We start from the raw sequence: 24,102 nt of genomic DNA, 5'->3' as shown, positions 1-24,102 counted from the left end.
TATCTTCCCCTTTTTTATTAAATTCGTGTTTTATAACATTCCTTTTGTAGATGGTACCCCTTTAACTGCTGGGTCTATCTCCACAGCTTGTAATAAAGCACGGCCAAATCCTTTAAATATAGATTCCACCATATGATGGCTGTTTTTCCCGTATCGTACATTAATATGTAATGTCACTTGGGCATGATTGACAAAACCACGAAAAAACTCCTCCACCAGTTCTGTATCAAATGTGCCGATTTTATCCTTTAATCCTTCAACATTGTACACAAGCATTGGACGTCCGCTAATATCAATCGAAACTTCTGATAATACCTCATCCATTGGGGTAACTGTAGTGGCATAGCGCTTGATGCCTTTTTTATCACCTAGAGCGTCTTGAAATGCCTTTCCAAAAACAATGCCAACATCTTCTATCGTATGATGTTGATCCACATCAAGATCCCCTTCACACGTCACTTTCAAATCTAATCGACCATGCCGAGTACAAGCGTCTAACATATGATTAAAAAAACCAACACCAGTGTCAATCTCTGCTACACCACTACCATCAATTAACAGTTCTAATTCAATCGATGTTTCGTTCGTTTCTCTAGTCAGTTTTTTCCTACGCATCTTCTTCATCCTTTCTAATAGTGATAGATTTCGCATGTGCTGATAGCCCTTCTGCATTTGCCAATGTGGTGATAAAAGGAGCAGCTTTCATTAAGGCTGATTTAGTATAGTGAATAATGCTTGATTTTTTCATAAAATCATAGACTCCTAATGGAGAGGAAAAAGTCGCCGTTCCATTTGTTGGAAGAGTATGATTTGGACCTGCAAAATAATCTCCCAATGCTTCTGGTGCATATTCACCTAGGAAGATTGCACCTGCATGCTTAATAAAAGGTAAATATTCCGTAGGTTTTTCTATCATTAGTTCAAGGTGCTCTGGTGCAATTTCATTTGCCAAATCAATAGCTTTCGATAATGATTCAACAATGATGATTCTGCCATTTCTCTCTAATGACGTTTGAATAATTGTTTGTCTGTCTAATGTCTGTAACTGTTTTGCTACCTCGGCTTGAATGTTTTGAGCAAGTTGTTCGTTTATTGTAATACAAACGGCTGTCGCATCTTCATCGTGCTCTGCTTGTGATAGTAAATCTGCAGCAACATATTTTGGTGAAGCTGTTTCATCCGCGATAACACAGATTTCACTAGGACCGGCAATCATATCGATTCCAACTTGTCCATATACCCATTTCTTTGCTTCGGCAACATAGCGATTACCTGGTCCGACAATTTTATCTACCTTCTCAATAGTCTCTGTTCCATAGGCAAGGGCAGCAATTGCTTGAGCTCCACCAATTTTATAGATTTGATCAACACCTGCAACCTTAGCTGCTATTAATACTTGTGGATCTACTTTTCCTGTTTCATCTGGAGGTGTAACCATCGTAATAGAACTAACCCCTGCTAATTTGGCTGGAATCACATTCATTAAAACAGTTGATGGATAAGATGCTTTTCCACCTGGAATATATACCCCCACTTTTTCAATTGGGGTTACTTTTTGCCCAAGCACAACGCCTTCCGATTGTTCCATAAACCAAGATGTTTCTACTTGTTTTTCATGGAAGTCGATTAATTGCTTTTTCACATTTTTTACTGCATGGATGAAAGTTTCATCAACTATTTGATTTGCTTCCTCTATTTCTTCTTTGGTTACTTGAAAAGAATCCAGAGAGACACCATCAAACTGCTCTGTAAAAGATTTCAATGCAACATCCCCATTTTTTTGAATCTCTCGAATAATAGCAAGTACGGATTGATCAAAGTCAACATCTTCTTTTGTTCGTTTTGATTTTTCTAGTAAAAATTGTTTAGAATCCACTATTTTCATTGTTTCACCTCTAATACAGATTGGATTTTTTGAATAAACAGTTGGATTACTTCTGTTTGGATAGCAAAACTTGCTTTATTTGCAATTAATCTTGTACTAATTTTTGCTATATCATCAAGAACCATCAGATTATTTTCTTGCAATGTCTTACCTGTTTCAACGATATCGACAATAATATCCGATAGACCAATTAAAGGCGCCAATTCAACGGAGCCATTTAATTTAATTGTTTCTATAGGAATGTTTTTTCTCATAAAAAACTGCCGAGCAATGGTTGGATATTTAGATGCAACAGTTACATTTTCCATTGGATAGGAATGAGAATCTTTCAAACCAGCAACAGAAATTTTACATTTGCCAAATTTCAAATCCAATAATTCATAAACATCCGCTTTTGCCTCCAAAATATGGTCTTTTCCAACAATCCCTATATCTGCAGCACCCTTTTCTACATATGTAGGCACATCTACAGCTTTTACAAAAAGCATTTTTAATTGTTGTTGTTCATCATAGAAAATGAGTTTCCGAGATTCTTCGTGGAAATCAGGAAATTCATATCCCACTTCTCGTAATATTTGTATAGCGTCTTTGACTGTTCGGCCTTTTGCAAGTGCGATTGTTAGCATCATATCCCTCCTTAAATTTCATTAGATTGTGTAAGCTTTTTTAATATGTCCTGTATTGCAGGAAAAATTTCTCTTTTATTTTTATTCTGAAAAATGAACTTATCCTGTATACAAACAATATAATTCGTATTATTTCCAATAGATGTTTCTTCATTTTCATGTTCACACAAGACATTCCAATTCGCCCTTCGTAATTCATTTGCTAAACGGTAGGCATTTTTGATTGATTTCATTTGATCATCATAATGGATAACTACATCTTTGTTTTTTTCTTTTGGACAAGAGTTTTCCCACATGTTTAATATCAAATCGATATCACAGGCAAAACCAATTGCTGGTATTTCCATACCAAACTGTTCTGTTAATGTGTCATATCTTCCACCCATAAGAACTGGTTTTCCTACACCTTTGATAAATCCTTGAAAAATAATATCGGAGTAATATGTCATTTGATTCAATAATCCAAAATTAATGACAATATGGTCTGCCATATCATAAAGCTCCAATTGTTGATATATAGTTTCTAGATGAACAACTGCTTTTTTCATTTGATTTGTTAAAGAGAGCTCCTTAACTTTTGGAATGATAGATTCTGGAGTTCCATACAAATCTGGAATGGCTAATAAAATTTCCTTCATTGAATTGTCTATTTCTTTATCAATAAGAAAGGTTTGTAAATCATTTTTGTTTTTTGCTTGAAGATACGTTTTCAACTGTTTCCATTCCATTTCTTGGAAGGAAAGCTTACTCAATACTTCCTCTATAAAACCCGCATGGCCAATCTCTAATGTGAAATCCGGAAAGCCAATATCCTGAAATACATGCTTACTAAGAGCTAGTACTTCTGCATCAATACCAGGAGACGCATTTCCAAAACATTCTATTCCAGCTTGCATATGGTTATAGTTATTTGTTTTACTTTCTGTTTGACGAAAAACGTCCATCATATAAAAATAACGACTTGTTTTCAATTTATCTTCTGTATACTGTGCCATCATTCGCGCAAGCGGAATAGTAGCATCAGGCCGTAACACAAGTACTTTACCTGTTGAATCAATAACCTTTATCATATCTTTCTGCTGAATTAACCCGTCTACCGTGGAATATAAATCATACGGCTCAAACATTGGCGTTTTCACTTCTTTATATCCATACGTTTGAAAACGATTTTCCAGTAATGACATAAATACATTCTTTTTTTCACAAGTGGAAGTATTTGTTTTCAATACTTGATTTGGTTGAACATATATCATTTTCTCCCCTCCTCTACTTTATTCCTGCATTACTTTAATGTGGTAAAGTTATATAGTATTGTAGTCGATTAACGAAAGACTGTCAACTACATATCCGTTGTTTTTAAAAACAATGAAGAATAAAGAGGGGGATTAAATTTAGTTTTTAAATAATAAAATCCTGAAAAGATTAACTTCTTGTAATCTCTTCAGGATTTTTGTTTGCCGTATGAATCAATACTATGATAGCCTAGTTTGTATTAGTCTTTCTTATTTGCTCCAATTGTTGAGACACCTTCTTTTCGGTGTACGCTGCAAGCTCTTTTCCTTTCATTCCTTCATATTCTTCTGGTGTAATTGGTTTCCCTACTACAAGTTGAATGACTGATGGTTTCACTCGATTATTATTTTCTTCATACATTTCTCGTGTACCATCTATTGCAATCGGCACAATTGGCACCTTTGCTTTTGTTCCAAGACGGAAACTTCCAGCTTTAAATGAGCTAACTTGACCATCCTTGCTCCTTGTTCCCTCAGGAAAAATAACGATGGAATGTCCATTTTTAATATTTTTCGTTCCTTTTTGTATCGCCCTTACTGACTGTCTTCGGTCACTTCGATCAATAAAGACACAAGCCAATAATTCCATCCACTTTGGAATAATCGGTAATTTATCTATTTCCTTTTTCGCAATAAATCCAACTGGCTTTCCTAAATAGCCTAATAGTGCCAGTATATCAAATAACCCTTGATGATTTGCCACATAAAGAGCTGGACCATCTGGTATATTTTCCTTACCATTCACATATATTTTTGTCCCTGTTTTTTTAATTACTTTTTGCGAAACAACACTTGGCGTTTGAAAAATTTCCTTTTGTATCTCGGGTTGATTTGCTTTTGAAGATAATTTTTTTGCTTTCTGTAATTTAAAAATACTACCTATTACTAATATTGCTGCATATAAATAAATTCCTATCGTTCGAATCATCATGTTCCCTCCTTCACATTCGCATATAGATTATACCGAAAAATGACGAAAATTGTCGGATTTTTGCTAGGAAAATAAAAAGGAATTATTAGGATATAGACATGTGGTATGGATTTTGGGAGTTCATGCACACAAAAAAGGAGCCTTTTAAAAAAGCTCCTTTTTTTGCTTATTTTCCAATGAATTGTTGTGTCCAAACGTTTCCTTGTTCGATATATCCTACGCCGATTTCTGTGAAATTTGGATTCAAAATATTTTTTCTATGTCCTTCACTGTTCATCCATGCTTGTACAACACGTTGTGGCGTACGTTGTCCTTTTGCAATATTTTCCCCTGCTGTACGGTAAGTGATTCCGTATTTTTTCATCATATCAAATGGTGATCCATAAGTTGGGCTGTTATGTGAGAAATAACCATTCACAGCCATATCACGAGATTTTTCACGTGCTACTTTACTTAACTCATTATTTATTTTAAAAGCTTTAAGTCCACGTTTTGTTCTTTCTTGGTTTGTTAACTCTACAACTTGTTGTTCAAATTGATTTAATTCATTTCCTTGTTTTTTATCTTCTGTTTGTTCTTCTGCTTGTTTATCTGCTTCTTCTTGTACTGGTTTTTGTACCTCAGGTTTTTCTTGAACCGGTTTATCTTGCTCTGGTTTTTGTTCTTCTGGCTTATTAGGAGTAGTATCCTTTTGTTCGGGTTTTTCTTCTTCATTTTGTTCTTGTTTTGTTTCTTCATTTCTTTCCGGTTTTTCTTCCTTTTCCCAATTAATCAATGACCAATTACAATTTGGAAAATGCTTTTGTAATGTTGTTTTTGTATTTTTTTCTGAGATTGATTGCCATTTTCCACCAATTTTATAATAAACCTTTGTATAGTTATGATTATTTTCTACATTAGGAGAAGTAGCAGATGCGTCTGCTGTTGAAACAGTCCCTCCAAATAAAATTGCTGCACTCAATGCAGTTACAGTTGTTATTTTTTTTAACACGTATAATACACGCTCCTTGTTTGTTTTTTTTTATGTCCCCTTCGACAAAATAAATATACCATGTGTTTTTTGTAATAATGCTGGTCTGATTTTCCAATTGCTTTGATTAATTCTCTAATTCCTTTAAATCCTTATCCTACTTTAAATCGAATCCCGGGTATAATCGGAAAAACAGACAAATTTTTATCCCTTTGGTGTAAATTTCCACTGTTTTGCTATTGACATCATCAAAAAAGGGTATGTTATGTTACAAGCTGAGATTTTTTGTAATGTAATTGTTACTTGTCTTTTTGGTCATTTTTTCTTATCTTTAATAGTACATGTGGTATTATTATAGGTAGTCTTTTATTAAATGAATATAGACTAGATTGGATTTTTAATTGTAGAATGTTGTCAAAATAGTTAGAATCCGCCCTACTCACATGAAATTACTAAATATATAATGAAGACTTGATTTAAATGGATATTTACCACTCCATTTAGCTCTTAGTCATACTTATTATTGAAATTCAGTAATAAAAAATCTCCTATTTATATAGGTAATTTTTAATCTGATAAAAATTCATCATTGGAGGAAACGAATATGTTTTCAAACGCTGAAATTGGAATTGACTTAGGAACTGCAAATGTTTTAATTTATGCAAAATCAAAAGGAGTCGTATTAAACGAGCCGGCTGTTGTCGCTATTGATATATATACAAAAGATGTTATTGCAGTGGGTACAGAAGCAAAAGACATGGTCGGTAAAACGCCAAAAAATATTATCCCGATTCGCCCGTTAAAAGATGGCGTTATTGCAGACTTTGATATTACTGCCCAGATGCTTAAAGCATTCTTGAAAAAAATAAGTAAAAAAGTTGGCGTGTCCTTACGTAAACCAACTGTTGTTGTATGTACACCAACAGGAAGTACAGAAGTAGAAAAACGTGCCATTCATAATGCAATTGCTAGTTCTGGTGTGAAATCTGTTCATATTATCGAAGAACCAGTTGCTGCCGCTATCGGCGCAGATTTACCAGTTGAAGAACCAATTGCAAATGTTGTTGTTGATATTGGTGGAGGTACATGTGAGGTTGGAATTATCTCATTTGGTGGTGTCGTTTCCTCTACATCAGTACGTGTAGGTGGAGATCGAATTGATGAAGAAGTCACACAATTTATTCGAAAAAAATACAATGTTTTAATTGGAGAAAGAACAGCAGAACGAGTGAAAATGGAAATTGGTTATGCCCATCCAAATCACGAAGAAGCAACAATGGATGTTCGTGGACGCGACCTTGTAACAGGTTTGCCAAAAACAATTACCATTACATCTACAGAAATTTATTCCGCATTAAAAGAATCCTTAGAGCAAATATTAGACGCTATTAAATCTACACTAGAAGATTGTCCACCAGAATTAAGCGGTGATATCGTTGATCGCGGGATAGTCCTTACAGGTGGTGGTGCTTTACTGCACGGTATGCAGGAATGGCTATCTAACGAACTCTTAGTACCAGTTAATTTAGCTCCAAATCCATTAGAAGCAGTTGCCATTGGTACAGGACGTGCGGTTGGAATGATAAGTAAACTACAAAAAAGTGCAAAATAATAGATATTGAAAAAATGCTTGGAATTGTTTCTAAGCATTTTTCCTTCATGCGGGATGTGCGGTAAAAAGCTTGGATAAACCAAGCCTTTTACCATTACTATCTATTTTGTATCATTTTATTTTTAATTTTATCTAGCACAAGTTATATATTTGTCCCTACGATGGTTTGAATTTTTTTCATCATTAGATCACCATCCATTTCAATGCATTATATTATTTAAATAATTAATTTCCTAATATCTGTTTACAAAAGAGTCAGAATATATTATACTAACGTTAATGAATCTTGTTGAGACAAACAGGTCCATTCCACAAGATCAGTTTTGGGATTTCTTTCAGATGGTTTATAATTGAATAAAAAACTGCCAAATCTGTTCTACGTCCATGCCAGGCGAATAACACAGATATTATATAGCCAGTTTAAGTTGTTTTGCATGTCTTTTCGCAATTCAATTTGAGCTGGCTTTTTATTTTGCTGGGAAATCCCATTTTTCTAAAGATACATTACTATTTTCACTAAAACTCCATATTCATTAATAAAGGAGGGATTGCATGGGTGCATTACAGCATATAAAGGTTCTTGACCTTTCACGTGTATTAGCAGGTCCTTATTGCACGATGATTCTCGGTGATTTGGGTGCAGACATTATTAAAGTGGAAGCTCCTGGTGGAAGTGATGACACAAGGAAATGGGGACCTCCTTTTAAAAATGGTGTAAGCGCATATTACTTATCTGCTAATCGAAACAAGCGCAGTATTACAGTGGATTTAAAATCAGAAAAAGGTGTCAACACCATTAAAGAATTAGTAAAGACAAGTGATGTAGTAATACACAATTTCAAAACCGGAACAATGAAACGGTTTGGCCTTGATTACGATGTACTTCAGAAAATTAATCCGCAAATTGTTTTTTGTTCAATTACTGGTTTTGGCGAATCTGGTCCATACCAACACAAACCAGGCTATGACTTTATCATTCAAGCGATGAGTGGATTAATGAGTATTACCGGTGATTCTACATCTGGTCCCCAAAAGCTGGGTGTAGCAATTACAGATATTCTTACTGGTCTTTATGCTTGTATTGGCATTCAGAGTGCCTTACTCGAAAGAACACAATCTGGTAAAGGGCAGAAGATTGATATTTCTTTATATGATGCCGCAGTTAGTTCGCTTGTCAATATTGGAAGTAACTATTTAATGTCTGGCCATAATCCAAAGCCTCTTGGTAATCAACATGCCAATATTGTGCCATACCAAACTTTCCAAACAAATGATGGCGAAATGGTAATTGCTGTCGGAAATGATCATCAATTTAAAGCACTGTGCAGTGTGTTAGGAAAACCAGAATATGCCACAGATGAGCGTTTTCACACAAATCCTGATAGAGTAAAACATCGTGACATATTAACCCCCTTATTACAAAAAATTTTATCAACAAAATCAACAGCTCACTGGCAACAGAAATGTGAAGAAAAGAAAATTCCTTGTGGACCGATTCAAAACTTAGAAGAAATTACACATGATCCACAATTACAAGCGAGAAATATGTTTATCGAACAAAAACATCCAGTTGCGGGATTGATTAAAATGATTGGCAGTCCTTTGAAACTATCGCGGACACCAGTTTCCGTTAGACATCACCCACCAGAAATTGGCGAACATAATGAAGACATTCTATCCATAAGCCAAAAAAAATTATGAATTATTCAAGTGATAAAGAAGTTTGACGAATTTAACTTTAAGACAAATTGTTATCCATCATGTACCAACCTATTTCGATAAATTTTCTCATGAAATTTTTAAAGTGTTTTAAAAAATGACTAACTCACTTTTAAACCTATCGGAAATCCAATGTCGTGGCACTTAAAATACAGATATTTCCATACTGCCACTAAAAATATAAAAAGAGGAGAATGTATCATGAATTTTGAATTTACGGAAGAACAAAAGATGTTACGTCAAACAGTTAGAAACTTTGTAGACAAAGAGATTATGCCGTACATCTCTGAATGGGATCAAAAGGGAGAATTCCCAACATCCACTATGGATCAGCTAGCTGATTTAGGACTAATGGGAGTATGTATTCCGGAGAAGTATGGTGGAAGTGGTATGGACTATAATGCCCTAGCTATTGTTTGTGAGGAATTAGAGCGTGGAGATACTGCCTTTCGTACCGCTGTATCAGTTCATACTGGGTTAAGTAGTATGACATTATTACAGTGGGGAAATGAGGAGCAAAAGCAAAAATATCTCGTTCCACAAGCTAAAGGTAAAAAAATCGGTGCTTTTGGTTTAACCGAGCCTGCTGCTGGTTCAGATGTGTCTTCCCTGCAATCAACTGCTGTTAAAGATGGAGATTATTATATTTTAAACGGCCAAAAAACATGGATTTCTCTATGTGACGTCGCAGACTATTTCATCGTATTTGCCTATACAGATAAATCAAAGAAACATCATGGAATTTCCGCTTTTATTGTAGAAAGGGATTGGGAAGGCTTTTCCTCAAAAGCCATCAAAGGAAAACTTGGCATTCGTGCTGGAAATACGGGTGAGTTATTCTTTGATAATGTAAAAGTACCAAAAGAAAATTTACTCGGGAAAGAAGGTGAAGGTTTTAAAATTGCAATGTCTGCCTTAGATAACGGACGCTTTACTGTTGCTGCCGGAGCAGTTGGCCAAATTATTGCCTGTATCGAAGCAAGTGTTAAATATTGCCATGAACGCGATACATTTGGAAAATCAATTGGAAAACATCAACTCGTTCAACAAATGCTTGCTAATATGGAAGCGGGGTTACAAATGAGTCGCCTATTAGTGTATCGTGCTGGTGAATTAAAGAATCAAGGAAAACGAAATACAAGAGAAACATCACTTGCTAAATGGCAAGCATGTGACTTTGCAAATAAGGCTGCAGACGATGCTGTTCAAATCCATGGTGCCTATGGATTTTCAAATGAATATCCAGTTGAACGTTACCTACGTAACTCCAAAGCACCTGTTATTTACGAAGGTACGCGTGAAATCCACACCGTTTTACAGGCAGAATATGTGTTAGGTTATCGAGAAGACAAAGCATTAAACAAAATGCTACCTGCTTGGGAAGGGGAAAAAATGGGAACTGTGTAAGGCTGAACACAAATGAACTCCCCCTGTTTGATGATTGAATAAAAAGTATTTTCATCGATAGAGAATGGTGAAAATGGATTCACCTTTCTAGAATTGAAATTTGTTTTAATTGATGTTGATTCATAAATCCAAGAATAAAGGAGCCTATCACAAGGTTCCTTTTTTAGTTGTATATTTTACCTTAAGAAGGAAAATCCTTCATAATTATACCTCCTTGAACAATTTACACAATTATTTGTCTTTTCCACTTTATTCATTTATATTGAAAGGGAATATACAATTCACTTAAAGGAGGATGAGTTTTATGAGTGACTGGCTTATAAGTTTAAAAACAGAAACACCTCAAGAAGGATTTGAATTGGCGATTACTCTAGCTAGAAAAGGGGTAGGTTATACCCAACCTTCAGCCGAAGTTAGAAAGAAGTTACGTCCAGAATATGAAGAAAATGCAGATAGCCTAACATTTGCATCACAAGTAATTGCTGTCCACTTCCAAACAGTTGCAGCAGCAAATAATTATTGGAAATAAGTGCATCTTATAAATATATAGCAATGAACAGCCTTAAGAAAAAATACCATTTACTTATAATCAATTCCTATCTCATTGTTTGAAGGCAAAAAAAGTAGCAGTGGATCTCCTAGAGTTTCACTGCCGATTTATATATATGGGGGATAGTATTATGATCTATTTATTGGGTTCTACCAATTGATAAATATTTCGTTTCTAAATAAGGTTTAATTCCTTCAATTCCACCTTCTCTTCCTAGTCCACTTTCTTTCATACCACCAAAAGGTGCTTGAGCCGCGGTTGGCGCTCCATCATTCCAGCCAATAATACCGTATTCTAAATGATCATGTATATAGATTCCTGTCCGATAATCGTTTGTAAAGAAATAAGCGGCTAATCCATACTCTGTATTATTAGCAATGGCAATGGCTTCATCAATAGATTGGAAGCTTGTTAAGGGCGCAACAGGGCCGAATGTTTCTTCATGCATAATATTCATATCATCTGTAACATCTTTTAAAACTGTCGGTGCAATAAAGTAAGATCCTTCTGGTTTCTCATCCTGTAGTGGTTTGGTTAACATGGTTGCTCCCTTTTCTACCGCATCTTTAATCTGTCCATGAATTTTTTCATAACTAGATTGATTGATTATAGGGCCTACCATCGTGTCATCTTTCAAACCATTTCCAACTACTAGTTCATTTGCCTTTTGAGCTAGTTTTCGAGAAAATTCATCCATGATGGATTCATGAACAATTACTCTATTTGCACAAATACAAGTTTGACCAGCATTTCTAAATTTAGTCATTAATGTTTGTTGCACGGCATCATCAAGATCGGCATCCTGACACACAATTACAGGAGCATGACCACCTAACTCCATTGTTAAACTCTTCACCGTGTCTGCTCCTTGACGGATAAGTTGTTTCCCTACTTCTGTAGATCCAGTAAAGGTAATCTTTTTAATTGCCTTATGAGAACTAAATAATTCTCCTGCATTCCTTCCCCGAGTATTTACATATTGAATAACATCCTTAGAAAAACCCGCTTCATAAGCTAAATCAATTAAATACATCGTGGTTAAAGGTGTTTCAAGTGCTGGTTTCACTATAAATGTACATCCTGCTGCTAAAGCGGGTGCTGCTTTTCTTACCATCATTGATCCTGGAAAATTCCACGGTGTAATAGCTGCAACTACGCCAATTGGAGCTTCTGTTACAATGATTCGCTTATCTTCTACATGTGCTGGAACCGTTCTTCCGTAAATTCGCTTTGCTTCTTCTGCATACCACTTTATATAACTTAGAGCCGAATCAATTTCCCCTTTAGCTTCTGCTAGTGGTTTTCCGTTTTCTGATGTAATAATTTCCGCAGCACGTTCTTTATTTTCTAAGATTTTCGCATGCCATTTTTCTAATAAATCAGCTCGATGATAAGCAGTGGTAGATTTAAAAGATAAAAATGCCTGCTCAGCTGCGTTGATTTTTTCATTAATTTGATCATTTGAATCTAATGTGATTTCTTGTATTTCATCTCCAGTTGCCGGGTTTGTTACGATTACTTTTTCACTCATTAAAAAAACTCCCTTCTTATTTCACAGATTCAAAAGCTTTTTCTAAGATTGCAAATCCTTTTTCTAATTCCTCATCTGTAATGACAAGAGGTGTTAGAAAACGAATCACATTTCCATATGTTCCGGCAGTTAATAATAATAAGCCAGAGTTATTTGCATATTGTGCGATTGCACTTGTCGCTTCCGGATGGGGGTTTTTACTCTCTTTTGATTCAACAAGCTCCACTGCAACCATTGCACCTAGCCTGCGGATATCCCCTACGAAGGAGTACTTTTCTTCCAATTCTTTTAATTTTTCTTCAATCTTTTCACCGACTAACTCTGCTTTAACAACTAAATTTTCTTCTTCAATGACCTCCAGTACGCTAAGTGCTGCTTCACAAGATACAGGACTACCTGAGAACGTTCCGCCTAACTGACCTGGTTCTGCTGCATTAACAATTTCATTTCTTCCAACTACCGCACTTAACGGCAAGCCAGCTGCAATTGATTTTGATAAAAGCATTAAATCGGGCTCAACATCAAATTGTTCAATTGCAAATAATGTACCTGTTCGGCCAAATCCTGTCTGAATTTCATCTGCAACAAAGACGATACCATGTTCTTTACAGAATGCATGAACTTCTTGTACGAATCGCTTTGGAGGAATGACAAATCCCCCCTCACCTTGAACAGGCTCCATCACAACACAAGCAACTTCTTCTGGGTCAACTGTTGTAATAAAAACGTCCTTAAACGCTTTAATGGAATAATCAATATATTCTTCATCAGACATGCTTCCAGGCTTCCGATACATATATGGAAATGGAGCTTGATATAATTCTCCAGCAAATGGACCAAAGCCATTTTTATACGGCTTGACCTTGCTCGTCATTCCCATTGTTAAATTGGTACGTCCATGAAAAGCTCTTGTAAACGATACGACTGCATTGCGTTTCGTATATTTTCTTGCCATTTTCACAGCATTTTCAACCGCCTCTGCTCCAGTGTTAAAAAACCCGGCACTTGCTTTATACTCTACAGGAATTAAGGAGCATAACTTTTCAGCTAATTCGATATAATTTTCATACATCATTACATTAAAACCTGGATGAATAAATTTATCTACTTGATTTTTAATAGCTGTTACTACTTTTGGGTGACTATGCCCTACATTTAAAATACCAATACCTGCAGCAAAATCAATCCACTCTCTCCCCTCGACATCGATTATTGTAGCTCCTTTTGCCTCTTTGGCAATGTTTCGGTTTCCATTACTTATTGCTCGTGTAACAAATTCATCTCTTTTTGCTTGGACTCCATCTGTAATCGCATTCATTTATAACACCCCTATCCTTTTTTCCTCATTATCTATATTCTTTATATTAAAATATAATTCTACTCGTCTTGCAACTTCTTTTCCTATTCCAATGGAGGCAGTTGCCGCTGGTGATGGTGCATTGCAAACATGAATAGATCGTTTTCCATCAATAATTTGAAAATCATCAACCATCACGCCATCCCTCGTTAGTGCTTGTGCTCGTACTCCAGCTGGTGCAGAAATTAGGTCATCTTTTTCAATTTCAGGTACTAAAGCCTGCAAGCTCTTAGTAAACTGTGTTTTACTTAATGAACGTGTATACTCTGCAATACCTTCTTTTAAAAACTTACTTCCTAATTTCCATAAACCTGGAAATTTCAGGCTTTCTACTGTATCTTTTAAACTAATATCTGTTTTCTTATAGGCTTCCCGTTTAAACCCTAATACTGCATTCGGTCCAGCCTCTACGGTTCCATCAATCATTTTCGTAAAATGTACACCCAGAAATGGAAATTTAGGATTTGGTACTGGATAAATTAAAGTTTTTACTAAATCTTGCTTTTCAGGTTTTAGAGAAAAATATTCCCCTCTAAAAGGAACTATTTTCATATCTGTTAAATAACCTGCAGCTTCAGCCACCCGATCACTATGTAATCCTGCACAATTAATAACTAATTTAGCTTTCAGGCTTCCCTTATTTGTTTTTACAGTTACTTGTTCACGTGCTTCATGCATACTAATAAATTCGGTATTTAAAAATAGATCTCCACCTTTATTAGTAATAATTTCTGCAAACTTCCTACTTACTTCCCGATAATCTACAATTCCTGCTTGGGGTACATGAATTGCAGCCAGACCTCTAACATGTGGCTCAATTTCTTTTAATCTAGTAGCATCTATTTTTTCAATTGTTAAGTTATTCTCTAAGCCGCGTTGGTATAAGTTATCCAATAATGGAAGTTCTTCTTCCGTTGTAGCAACGATTACCTTCCCGCACATATCATAGTTTATATGATGCTTTTTACAAAACTTTTGCATGTCTTTACTGCCTTGCTTAGCAAATCGCGCTTTAAAACTTCCCGGAGTATAATAGATACCCGAATGAATAACACCACTATTATTTCCTGTTTGATGCAGTGCTACATCTTTTTCTTTTTCTATTACTGCAATTTTGGCATCTGGGTAACGTTCATAAATAGCCATTCCTGTCGATAACCCGACAATCCCACCGCCAATAATTACTGCATCATATTTCATTCGTATGCCTCCTTTAACTCAGTATGTAAAAGAGCACCTCATTTTTTTATATAAGGTGCTCATGAAAACCCCAGAGGCCTTATCTATCATTAATTAACAAAACGACCTCTTTGACGCATTAATTCACGGTTTAAATCTGGGTGCTTTTCAAACGCTGCCCGACCGTGTAGCCAAAATAAGTTATTAATGACAACTAAGTCTCCAACAGGTAGTTCCAATTCAATCACAGCCTCATCTGTTTCCATTGATTCAGATAAATCACTTAAATATTTTGCTTCTTCTATCGTTTCAGGGTAAGCAAATTGATCAATATAACAAATACATGGTTTATCATTTTGTTTAAAAAATGTTGTACGATCAACTGTTTGTGTAACATTCTTACTTGGTGGTGCCGTATAGGTAAATGTATGTTTTGCTAAAGGATGGTGATAAAATTTATCTAGTTCTTTCCAATCGTCTAAATGGAGCAATCTGGATTCGCCACCTACTGCATTTTCTTCCACCATTTTCATCATTAACAACCAATCTGTTGGTTCATCCACAAAGGTACCATCTGTGTGTAATGTGAATAAACGATAGGCTTGGCGCAAATATGAGTCACTGTTATCTGTGTCCTTTACTGTAAAACGAGCATAGTATTTACCAGACATAGCATCAAAATTTGATGAACCAATATGGTAAGATATTGCTGTTGCAAAAATAACATAATCATCGGTATCCTTCGACACACCTTCAAGCCCTAGAGTAAATCCTCCTGTCTCTCGGTCATGAATAATCCCACGAATCACTTGCCCAAAATTATCACCAATATGATCGTCTAGCATACTTGCTACTATTAATCTTTCATATGGTGTGTACTCTAAGCGCTGAACAGAAATATCCTTATCTTTCACTTCTTCCAAAAAGTTTCGTATAGCTTCCCCTCTAATTTCAATATGATAAAGTCTTTCTGTCTGTGGATGCTCCTTTACTGCATAGTTCGTATTAACTTGAAGAAAAGATTCCTTCACTAGCGTACTCATAAAAGTACTCCTCCTTTAAAATTATGATTCAGAACGTTTAAATAAAAAGACCAGTTACATATTAACAATCTAGATTCGATTGTTGATGTAACTGGCCTATAAATACCTTATCTGCTCTATTGTAAAGAATAGAGTCACAGTATATATAGCAGTTTACTATTTTATTTAAGAACATTCATTTATCAAAAATAATTATTCACGGATTTAAAGTGGAGTGCTTCAAAGGTGAATATAATATTTTTACTTATGAGAAATTTATCATGATTCAATAAATATGTCAAGACCCTTATCGGAATATTTGATACTATCTGACTTTTCCTATATTAGTATCTTCCTCATCTTTATACTCCAAAACCCTAGAAAGTTCTTTATTTAAGTGGTCATCTGTTTGTTGTCTTTTTTCTTTCGTCATTGTTAATCGATACAAAATAACTCCAAGAATTGACCAAGAAATGATAATAATCCATTCATATGGCCATATCAACGCTGATGGCATACCTGGCATATATAAAATAGCAACTCCTATGGACATAATAATCGCAATCCATCCAATAACAGGACCACCCTTTAAATAAAACGGTCGATGCATTTTTGGCTCTCTTTTACGCAAGATTAAAAATGATATTGCAACCATCAGCCAAGCTACCACCAGTCCTAGCCCACCTGCATCAACTAACCAAACTAATGCTGGTCGTCCAAATAGTGGTGCTACAGTTGAAAAAGCACCAATTAACAATATAGCCTTATGTGGCGTTTTATATTTCGGATGAAGATCTCCTAATGCTTTTGGTAACATTCCTGCACGAGCAAGTGCATAAATAGCCCTGCTTCCTCCTACATAGAATCCAATCCAACTCGTCAATATTCCACCAATTCCACCTAAGACTAAGATATTCCCCATCATCTTGCTATCACCAAATGCTTTTGCCATCGCATCTGCAGTAACAAGGTTTGATGTTTCTAATTCTGCAGGTGTTAGTATTCTAGAAACACCGAAAATAATCATAATATACCAAATAACCGCTAGAATAACAGAAAAAATTAATAATTGTCCGATTCGTTTTTTCGGTAAATTTATTTCCTCAGCAGCCTGAGGAATAACATCAAATCCTACGAACATAAAGGGAGTCATGATTACAACAGATAATAAACCAGCAGTACCATTGGTGAAAAATGGTTGCATATTTTCAGTTGTTCCAGAAATACTACTTCCAGTAATTAATAATACTCCCGCGATAGCAATAAGTAATGTTAAAATAAACATGATAGAGGTGGAAAATTTAATTCCTCGGTAGTTAACCCAAGTAATAATGATTGAACCTAACATTCCAATACCTACCCAAGTCGCTGTAACATCCCAATCAGCAATTGTGTACATGTAACCCTTGCTATAATTAGGAATTAAATATTCAAATACAGTTGGTAATGCCACTGCCTCAAAGGCTACCACTGAAACATAACCTAAAATGATTGCCCATGTCGTAATAAAGGAAGCAACCCGTCCCATTGCCTTAAAACTATAAATCAATTCTCCACCAGCCAAAGGCATAGATGAAGCAAGTTCTGCATATGTAAGACCAATCAAAACAACTAAAACTCCTCCAATGATAAAAGCCAGTATAGACCCTAATGAACCAGCTTCTGTTACCCACAATCCTGCTGTTACAACCCATCCCCAACCAATCATTGCACCGAAAGCCAGGGATAAAACGTCTTTATTTCCCAATATTTTTACTAATTTCTCGTCCTTCATATAACTCTCCTTTTCATTTACATCGTTTTATATCTTTTTTGATTTAAATAACAATAGATTTTTATCAACGCCTCCAGCATTTAATAAAAAAACCCAGTTTTAATAGACAACATGAGCGTTGCTATTAAAACTGGACCTTGTTTATGAAACTATTCGGTTAAGAATATTTGATAAACTAGACAGCATTTTTATATTTCCACTGTAATAACATTGTAAAGCGTTTACATTTTCCTACTATATCATAATCTTCTAAATATTACCATAGCCAATTAATTATTTTTAGGGAAATATCTAATGTTTCAATCAATTAATCCCAATAGGAAATGGTTCTTTTTTTCATAGATGTCCGATACTGTTTTGTTGATTTTTCTAAAATAGTATCTGTTTCATAGTCTAAAATTACCCCATAACGACGAATTAAATCTAATTTATCAATTATTCCATTTTGATATTTTTCATAAACACTTTCAATGGGTTCATCCAACCAAGCTTTACGGTGTTGTCTAATATATTCTCTTACTTTTTCTGTTGCTTCTTTATCAACTTCAAATTTATCTAATTCTGAATCAATGACACGAATAACAACTCCATAGTCTTTTTCAGCACGTTCTACTGAAACATACCCATCTATAACGTCCTCTAATACTGCACTTGTATCTCTTTTTAATGGGTCACCTAAACCTCCACCTCCAGCTGATGGTCTTGTGAATTTATCCCCTGATTTTATTTTTACATTAGAGAAAAACGCTCCCAAGAATTCTTCCTTATCTGTATCAGGATTCAGCCAATTTCCATGAGGTATGGATGGCAATCCACCTTTAATTCCCCAAGTTACAGAGCGAGAACGATCACAACATACAGATATAACAGTATCTTCTACTTGGGTTAAAAGTCCTCCTTTTTGAATTCCACATCCTCCGCGAAATTCTCCAGGACCACCTGAATCTGTAATTATCTCATGATTTAATGTAACAACTGGGGTTAATCGTTCCTGCCCTTCACATGGTTGAACACTAAGTCCCATTCCGAAAACAGGTGACATTGTATTTGCACCATCCCTGTCACTTCTACCTCCATGACCACCTGCCATCCAGTCATACCACATAAAATACTGATCTTCATCTTTTTTTCGCTTATCCCAACCACCAATTAATAAATATTCTAGGTTAAAAGAACAAGCCAAGGCTCTTTCTGGCATCACATGAGACCATAATTCAAAACATGAATTCATAATTTTCTCGTAAGAACCTGAACAAAAACCGGCAACAGGAGCGGGATACTTCGCATTAACTACAGATGCTTCTGGAATATTTGCTGTAATTGCACGATAAAATCCTGAATTCAATGGTGTATCTGGAAAAAATGTTTTTGTCCCAGCATAAAGCCCTGATAACGCGGCACCTATTGTGGAGTTTAAAAAGCAACCTATCGTATCGTTCGTTCCTTCTAGGTCATAGTGAATATGATCATCATCTATCGTCATTTTTACTTTTATTGGAATTAATCCATCTCCTAAGTTAGGGTCCATATCGATATAATCCGTTGTTTCCCAGGTACCATTTGGTAATTCATTTAGCCTAGCTCTTGTTAAACGTTCAACATAATCCTGTGATTCAGCGAAAGCCATTTCAACTGTTTCTACACCATATCTCTTCACTAATCTTATTAATTCATCCTCCGCTACACCAGTTGCTTCATATTGTGCACGTAAATCTCCTAGACGTTCTTCTGGTGCACGCATATTCGATACGAGTAAATTTGCGACATCCTCTAAATATTTACCCTTTTCCCATATTCGTACAGGTGGAATACGGACTCCTTCCCCATAAATATCTTTTGCCCCAACATCAAATGACCCTGGAACAGATCCACCCATATCAGACCAGTGTCCATTTGCTTGCATAAAGGCAATTAATTTTCCTTCATAAAAAACGGGACGAATCACCCTTACATCATTAAAGTGTGTCCCCCCACGATATGGGTCATTTACTAAGAAAACATCACCAGGATGAATATCATCTTTAAAATCTTCAATTACTGCTTTTGCGGTTAAGTGTAATGTACCGACATGAACAGCAATATCTTGAGTACCTTGCATGACAGTATCTCCGTTTGCATCACATAATGCACAACTAAAATCACGATTATATATAACAAAGGAATAACAGGTTCTTAAAATTTGTTCTGCCATTTGATCGACTAAATTTACAAACCCATTTTTCAATACTTCAAAAGTTACCGGATCTAATTTACTCTTAAATTGAACGCTCATCACATACACTCCTCGTATATTATGTTTAGGCGTTATTTTTCCGCCTATTTTATTCTAACTAATTTATAAAATTGTATCTGCTAGTGCTACCGTTACTTTCCACTGCAGGCGGACGCTTTCCGCGGGCATGGCTTGAGCCTCCTCACTCGCAAAAAACGCTCGTTGCGGGGTCTCAAGTCTCATGCTTTTCCCGCAGGAGTCGCCGCCTTCCGTTCCAAGTAACTTGGTTTAGATAAATTCATGAATAAGTAAAGACCCTAAATAAAGTGTTGTATTTTTTTAAGATATTTGTACATTGATAACTTAATCTTTAATTATTTTTCTCTTGACATATTACCGCAGGTCTTTTTTAAACAGTTATAATAATATTTCTATATTCATCAACTTTTGCAGTGAATTCTGGTGGTATAACAATCGTTGAATCAAGTTGTTCTACAATCGCAGGTCCTACAAACTCTATTTCAGTAGGGAGTCTTTTCCTATCATATATAGGAGTTTCTGTAAAACCTCTTGTCTCCTTGAAGAACACATTTCTAAATCCTTTTCTTGCATCTGATAATTCACCGTCTACATGTGTTTTTATAAACTCTGGTTTTGGAACTGTTCCAATTGCTTCTATTCCTAATCCATATATTTCAACATTAATATTTGGATTGGAAAAAGCATACGCTCTTTCATGTTCATCGTGAAATTTAGCCATAGCTTGTTCTAAAGAAAATAGTGGTTTCCCAACAACAACATCTAAAGATCTCCATTGCCCTTCATAGCGCATTTCAATATGCCGGATGAGTTGCATGTCTTCATCTTTAATTCCTTCTTTTTTTAACAAGTCAGTTGCTTCCGCTTCCATTTCTAAAAATTTCTTTTCTAATTCTTCTTCTGTTGTTTCATTGACTCGCTTAACATATGTTTGCGATAAATCATGCCTAAAATCAACTAGTAAACAACCTAGTGCACCACCAACACCTGGTTGTGATGGTATAATAACATGAGGAATGTCGAGCTCTTTTGCTAAATAGGCACTATGTAATGCACCAGCACCACCAAAAGCAACTAAAGCAAAGTCCCTAGGATCATATCCTTTACTAACAGATATTAGACGAAGTGCATCTGCCATATTTGCATTTGCTACTTGTAATATTGCTTGGGCTGCTTCATATTCTGTAAACTTAAATGTCTGGCAAATTTCCTGTACAGATTCCATTGATTTCTCTTTGTCTAATATAAGTTGACCATCTAATAACTTCGTATCCAATCTTCCTAAAATGATATTCGCATCTGTATTCGTAGGTTCTGTACCACCTGCACCATAACATGCTGGACCTGGCTCTGCTCCCGCACTTTGTGGGCCATTTCTCAAAGACCCACCCTCATCAACCCAAGAAATACTTCCTCCACCAGCGCCAATTGTCAATACTTCGATGCTTGGAAACCCAATTGGATAACCATATTCAATGTACCAATCTTTTGTCACCTTTAAGTCACCATCATACATTAGGGAAATATCTGTACTTGTTCCTCCCATATCCAATCCAATGGCATTTTTAAACCCGCATAATTCTGCAATATATTTACTAGCAATAGCTCCAGCCGCAATTCCAGAACTTGCGATACGTGAAGCATATTGTGGAACAGTTTTAGCGGTCATTACACCACCACCAGAATGAAGTACTAAAATTTCTCCATCATAGCCTGTTCTTTCGACTTCCGCTTCCAATTCCGTTATATAATCCCCTACTGTCGGTCCTAAAACTGCATTGATTACAGTTGTGCTTAATCGCTCATGTTCAAATATTTCCGGTAAAATCTCACTCGATAAACTGATATAAACTCCTGGCAATTTGCTTTTTAAAATTTCCTTAACTTTTCTTTCATTCTCTCCATTGACATACGCATTCATAAAACCAATTGCAATTGATTTTACATCGCGTTTCTTTAATATCCGTGCTAATTCAAGCACTTCTTTTTCATCTACTTCTTTTAAAATCTCACCAGCGTAGTTGATCCGTTCATCTATTTCAAAACGATCACGGCGCTTTATATATGATTCAGCTACATCTTCATAAGCATCCCATAAATCTAATTTAGTCCCTCTTCTAATCTCTGGAATATCTCTAAATCCTTTTGTTGTTATCAATGTAGTTCTAGGTAATTTCCTTTCAATTAATGCATTTGTTCCAACTGTAGTTCCATGGGAAAACATTAAAATATCATTACCCTTTATTTCCGCCTTTTCTATTCCATTCAAGACACCTCTTTGTGGTTCTGAAGGAGTAGAAGGTGTTTTAGCAACTTGTACGTTCTTATTTTGTTCATCAAAAATAAATACATCTGTAAATGTTCCACCAACATCTACAGCAACACGGTATTTTGACATATATCATCCCTCCAAAATTTTAATCATCTACCATTTCATTTCTTTACTACTGTAATAATTTTTATCTCACCCTCCCTCTTTAAACAGAAAAATCCAGTTTTAATAGACAACATTCATTGCCATTAAAACTGGACCTTGTTTATGAAACTATTCGATTAGGAATAGTTGATAAACTAGACAGTTCACTATTTTATTGCTTAATATTTCTAGTTAAATAAAACGCTTTCACGCTTGTTGAATAATTTAACATATTATTTAGAAAATTACAAGTTCTCTTTTTAGAAAATTAAAAAGGATTATAATAACATTAGTCATTATAAATCCTCCCTGTTTCATTTATGATTTTTTATCTTTAAAGATTAAAAATCTCTTTTGCAAGTCGCGTAGAGCCGTTGCCAATGCGCTTCCTGCTTTTCCTAAGTAATGTGCTTTTAATGCTGTTACAGCTTCATCAACACCATCTAGTAAACTATACCCTTTTAAAATATCATGGACAAAACGTCTACCGTGTTCTGTTGCTAGTGTACAACTAGCATTGACAATGACTCCATATTTTTTGTCAACTTCAGCTGTAATAGTAATTGTTTCATATACACTTTGTGCTGCCATACCTGCTGGTAAACGAGCATGTCCTGCTATTAAAATAGTTCTCATAGTTAATTCCCCTTTGTGTTAGCGTAAACAATTATAATTTTAAGATAACATAAAATTCCCCATTTTTCTATATTTTTTTAAGTACATCCAATCAAAATATTATTTATACATTAGATTTATAACCTAATTGATTGGAAATTTCGAGTGCGCTCTGTTTCCCCTTCTGTTTGATTACTTCCAACTTTTCTCCAATAAAGCGAGTCGATAAACCACTAACTGCAAGTGCTGCCACCAATTTATGTTCATGGTTAAAAATTGGAAATGATACACCTGTTGTATCTGCATCCTGTTCGCCGACACTGATTGCGTAATGATTTTCTTTAATATTTCTTAGTTCTTCCTTTAATTTTCTCTTTTCTATTGGTTCATATCTCAATGTCTTTAATGGCTTGTTTCCAATAATAATGTCTTGTTCTTCGTTTGACAAAAAAGCTAATAACATTTTTGGACCTGAGCCAACATACAAAGGAGTACTTCTACCAATATTTGTATGAAGACTAAGTGCTCTTCTACTATTTACTTTTTCAATATAAGTAGCTTCCTGTTGATTGATAATAACCAAATGGACAACTTCGTTTACTTCTTTTGCTAGATTTTCCATATATGGTAAAGCGATTTTTCTTAATTCCAACCGGTCTGCTACAAGTTCCCCTAACTCTAAAAGTTTTAATCCTAATCCGTATCTGCTATCATGTGGACCATCTTTTTTCTTATATAGTAAACCAGCAGTTTCTAATGTGGATAACAATCGATATGTAGTGGGTTTTGATAATTTTGCTTTCTTGGTAATCTCATGCAATGACAATTCCTCGTTATCGATAAATAAATCTAAAATAGTTAGTGCTTTCCGTACACTTTGATTCATGTTTATACCTCTTTCCATATAATTATGCGCGTATAGATGAAAAATTTCCCTCTACTTCTTTAGCAGAGGGTACTTACAC

19 protein-coding genes are annotated in these 24,102 nt (G+C 35.3%); 4 read left to right on the top strand and 15 right to left on the bottom strand.

All coding sequences use genetic code 11. The features are described 5' to 3' along the window. Nucleotides 1-30 precede the first annotated feature (30 nt). From hisB to FHP05_RS06790, 6 genes are all read right to left on the bottom strand, one after another. Entirely contained in the window at nt 31-615 is a 585-nt protein-coding gene (gene hisB, locus FHP05_RS06815; RefSeq protein WP_147666493.1) for an imidazoleglycerol-phosphate dehydratase HisB, read from the bottom strand. After that, the gene (gene hisD / locus FHP05_RS06810; RefSeq protein ID WP_147666492.1) at nt 608-1,885 is read right to left on the bottom strand and encodes a histidinol dehydrogenase; all 1,278 of its coding nucleotides are present in this window, start codon (nt 1,883-1,885) and stop codon (nt 608-610) included. Before hisD ends, hisB begins: the two co-directional genes overlap by 8 nt. Next, the gene (gene hisG, locus FHP05_RS06805) at nt 1,882-2,511 is read right to left on the bottom strand and encodes an ATP phosphoribosyltransferase (RefSeq protein ID WP_230973949.1); all 630 of its coding nucleotides are present in this window, start codon (nt 2,509-2,511) and stop codon (nt 1,882-1,884) included. The genes hisD and hisG overlap by 4 nt, the downstream gene beginning before the upstream one ends. An 11-nt stretch (nt 2,512-2,522) precedes the next feature. Then, entirely contained in the window at nt 2,523-3,764 is a 1,242-nt protein-coding gene (hisZ, locus tag FHP05_RS06800; protein WP_147666490.1) for an ATP phosphoribosyltransferase regulatory subunit, read from the bottom strand. A gap of 229 nt (nt 3,765-3,993) precedes the next feature. Then, nucleotides 3,994-4,731: a lysophospholipid acyltransferase family protein gene (locus FHP05_RS06795; protein ID WP_147666489.1), complete on the bottom strand. Its 738-nt coding sequence runs from the start codon at nt 4,729-4,731 to the stop codon at nt 3,994-3,996. A gap of 169 nt (nt 4,732-4,900) precedes the next feature. Continuing rightward, a complete protein-coding gene (locus tag FHP05_RS06790) occupies nt 4,901-5,725 on the bottom strand; it encodes a CAP domain-containing protein (RefSeq protein WP_147666488.1) in 825 nt (274 codons plus the stop codon). A gap of 583 nt (nt 5,726-6,308) precedes the next feature. On the opposite strand from FHP05_RS06790, the gene mreBH reads away from it, so the two are divergent. From mreBH to FHP05_RS06770, 4 genes are all read left to right on the top strand, one after another. Further along, nucleotides 6,309-7,316 (top strand): rod-share determining protein MreBH, encoded by a 1,008-nt coding sequence (gene mreBH / locus FHP05_RS06785; protein ID WP_147666487.1) that lies wholly within the window; start codon nt 6,309-6,311, stop codon nt 7,314-7,316. 552 nt (nt 7,317-7,868) lie between these two features. Then, a complete protein-coding gene (locus FHP05_RS06780) occupies nt 7,869-9,017 on the top strand; it encodes a CaiB/BaiF CoA transferase family protein (RefSeq protein WP_147666486.1) in 1,149 nt (382 codons plus the stop codon). Between the two features lie 219 nt (nt 9,018-9,236). Beyond that, a complete protein-coding gene (locus FHP05_RS06775; RefSeq protein WP_147666485.1) occupies nt 9,237-10,442 on the top strand; it encodes an acyl-CoA dehydrogenase family protein in 1,206 nt (401 codons plus the stop codon). Between the two features lie 304 nt (nt 10,443-10,746). After that, entirely contained in the window at nt 10,747-10,971 is a 225-nt protein-coding gene (locus FHP05_RS06770; protein ID WP_147666484.1) for a hexameric tyrosine-coordinated heme protein, read from the top strand. A 160-nt stretch (nt 10,972-11,131) separates the two neighbouring features. On the opposite strand, the gene FHP05_RS06765 is transcribed toward FHP05_RS06770, so the two are convergent. The 9 genes from FHP05_RS06765 to FHP05_RS06725 all read right to left on the bottom strand — a co-directional run bounded on the left by FHP05_RS06765 (nt 11,132) and on the right by FHP05_RS06725 (nt 24,023). After that, nucleotides 11,132-12,523 (bottom strand): NAD-dependent succinate-semialdehyde dehydrogenase, encoded by a 1,392-nt coding sequence (locus FHP05_RS06765; protein ID WP_147666483.1) that lies wholly within the window; start codon nt 12,521-12,523, stop codon nt 11,132-11,134. Nucleotides 12,524-12,539: 16 nt separating this feature from the next. Further along, entirely contained in the window at nt 12,540-13,841 is a 1,302-nt protein-coding gene (gabT, locus tag FHP05_RS06760; RefSeq protein WP_147666482.1) for a 4-aminobutyrate--2-oxoglutarate transaminase, read from the bottom strand. Then, nucleotides 13,842-15,080, bottom strand: a complete 1,239-nt coding sequence (gene lhgO / locus FHP05_RS06755) for an L-2-hydroxyglutarate oxidase (protein ID WP_147666481.1) — start codon at nt 15,078-15,080, stop codon at nt 13,842-13,844. Between the two features lie 89 nt (nt 15,081-15,169). Beyond that, a complete protein-coding gene (glaH, locus tag FHP05_RS06750) occupies nt 15,170-16,102 on the bottom strand; it encodes a glutarate dioxygenase GlaH (RefSeq protein ID WP_147666480.1) in 933 nt (310 codons plus the stop codon). Between the two features lie 304 nt (nt 16,103-16,406). Continuing rightward, a complete protein-coding gene (locus FHP05_RS06745; RefSeq protein WP_147666479.1) occupies nt 16,407-17,855 on the bottom strand; it encodes an APC family permease in 1,449 nt (482 codons plus the stop codon). Nucleotides 17,856-18,162: 307 nt separating this feature from the next. Continuing rightward, entirely contained in the window at nt 18,163-20,127 is a 1,965-nt protein-coding gene (locus FHP05_RS06740) for a hydantoinase B/oxoprolinase family protein (RefSeq protein WP_147666478.1), read from the bottom strand. Between the two features lie 349 nt (nt 20,128-20,476). Next, nucleotides 20,477-22,504 carry a hydantoinase/oxoprolinase family protein gene (locus tag FHP05_RS06735; RefSeq protein WP_147666477.1) on the bottom strand — a complete coding sequence of 676 codons (2,028 nt, stop codon included), beginning with the start codon at nt 22,502-22,504 and terminating at the stop codon, nt 20,477-20,479. Between the two features lie 336 nt (nt 22,505-22,840). After that, the gene (locus tag FHP05_RS06730; protein ID WP_147666476.1) at nt 22,841-23,158 is read right to left on the bottom strand and encodes a DUF3870 domain-containing protein; all 318 of its coding nucleotides are present in this window, start codon (nt 23,156-23,158) and stop codon (nt 22,841-22,843) included. A 103-nt stretch (nt 23,159-23,261) separates the two neighbouring features. Further along, nucleotides 23,262-24,023, bottom strand: a complete 762-nt coding sequence (locus FHP05_RS06725) for an IclR family transcriptional regulator (protein ID WP_147666475.1) — start codon at nt 24,021-24,023, stop codon at nt 23,262-23,264. Between the last annotated feature and the right edge of the window lie 79 nt (nt 24,024-24,102).

Source organism: Cerasibacillus terrae (assembly GCF_008039555.1).
In the GTDB taxonomy this organism is placed as follows: domain Bacteria; phylum Bacillota; class Bacilli; order Bacillales; family Amphibacillaceae; genus Cerasibacillus; species Cerasibacillus terrae.
The sequence above is the reverse complement of the archived record's forward strand: the minus strand, read 5'-3'. Positions and strand labels throughout refer to the sequence as shown.

Coding starts and splice junctions, on each gene's coding strand:
- FHP05_RS06745 (WP_147666479.1), bottom strand. CDS start 17,855: ATGAAGGACGAGAAATTAGTAAAAATATTGGGAAATAAAGACGTTTTA.
- FHP05_RS06730 (WP_147666476.1), bottom strand. CDS start 23,158: ATGAGAACTATTTTAATAGCAGGACATGCTCGTTTACCAGCAGGTATG.
- FHP05_RS06725 (WP_147666475.1), bottom strand. CDS start 24,023: ATGAATCAAAGTGTACGGAAAGCACTAACTATTTTAGATTTATTTATC.
- hisB (WP_147666493.1), bottom strand. CDS start 615: ATGCGTAGGAAAAAACTGACTAGAGAAACGAACGAAACATCGATTGAA.
- FHP05_RS06770 (WP_147666484.1), top strand. CDS start 10,747: ATGAGTGACTGGCTTATAAGTTTAAAAACAGAAACACCTCAAGAAGGA.
- FHP05_RS06775 (WP_147666485.1), top strand. CDS start 9,237: ATGAATTTTGAATTTACGGAAGAACAAAAGATGTTACGTCAAACAGTT.
- mreBH (WP_147666487.1), top strand. CDS start 6,309: ATGTTTTCAAACGCTGAAATTGGAATTGACTTAGGAACTGCAAATGTT.
- FHP05_RS06795 (WP_147666489.1), bottom strand. CDS start 4,731: ATGATTCGAACGATAGGAATTTATTTATATGCAGCAATATTAGTAATA.
- lhgO (WP_147666481.1), bottom strand. CDS start 15,080: ATGAAATATGATGCAGTAATTATTGGCGGTGGGATTGTCGGGTTATCG.
- glaH (WP_147666480.1), bottom strand. CDS start 16,102: ATGAGTACGCTAGTGAAGGAATCTTTTCTTCAAGTTAATACGAACTAT.
- hisG (WP_230973949.1), bottom strand. CDS start 2,511: ATGCTAACAATCGCACTTGCAAAAGGCCGAACAGTCAAAGACGCTATA.
- FHP05_RS06735 (WP_147666477.1), bottom strand. CDS start 22,504: ATGTCAAAATACCGTGTTGCTGTAGATGTTGGTGGAACATTTACAGAT.
- FHP05_RS06780 (WP_147666486.1), top strand. CDS start 7,869: ATGGGTGCATTACAGCATATAAAGGTTCTTGACCTTTCACGTGTATTA.
- FHP05_RS06765 (WP_147666483.1), bottom strand. CDS start 12,523: ATGAGTGAAAAAGTAATCGTAACAAACCCGGCAACTGGAGATGAAATA.
- hisZ (WP_147666490.1), bottom strand. CDS start 3,764: ATGATATATGTTCAACCAAATCAAGTATTGAAAACAAATACTTCCACT.
- gabT (WP_147666482.1), bottom strand. CDS start 13,841: ATGAATGCGATTACAGATGGAGTCCAAGCAAAAAGAGATGAATTTGTT.
- FHP05_RS06740 (WP_147666478.1), bottom strand. CDS start 20,127: ATGAGCGTTCAATTTAAGAGTAAATTAGATCCGGTAACTTTTGAAGTA.
- hisD (WP_147666492.1), bottom strand. CDS start 1,885: ATGAAAATAGTGGATTCTAAACAATTTTTACTAGAAAAATCAAAACGA.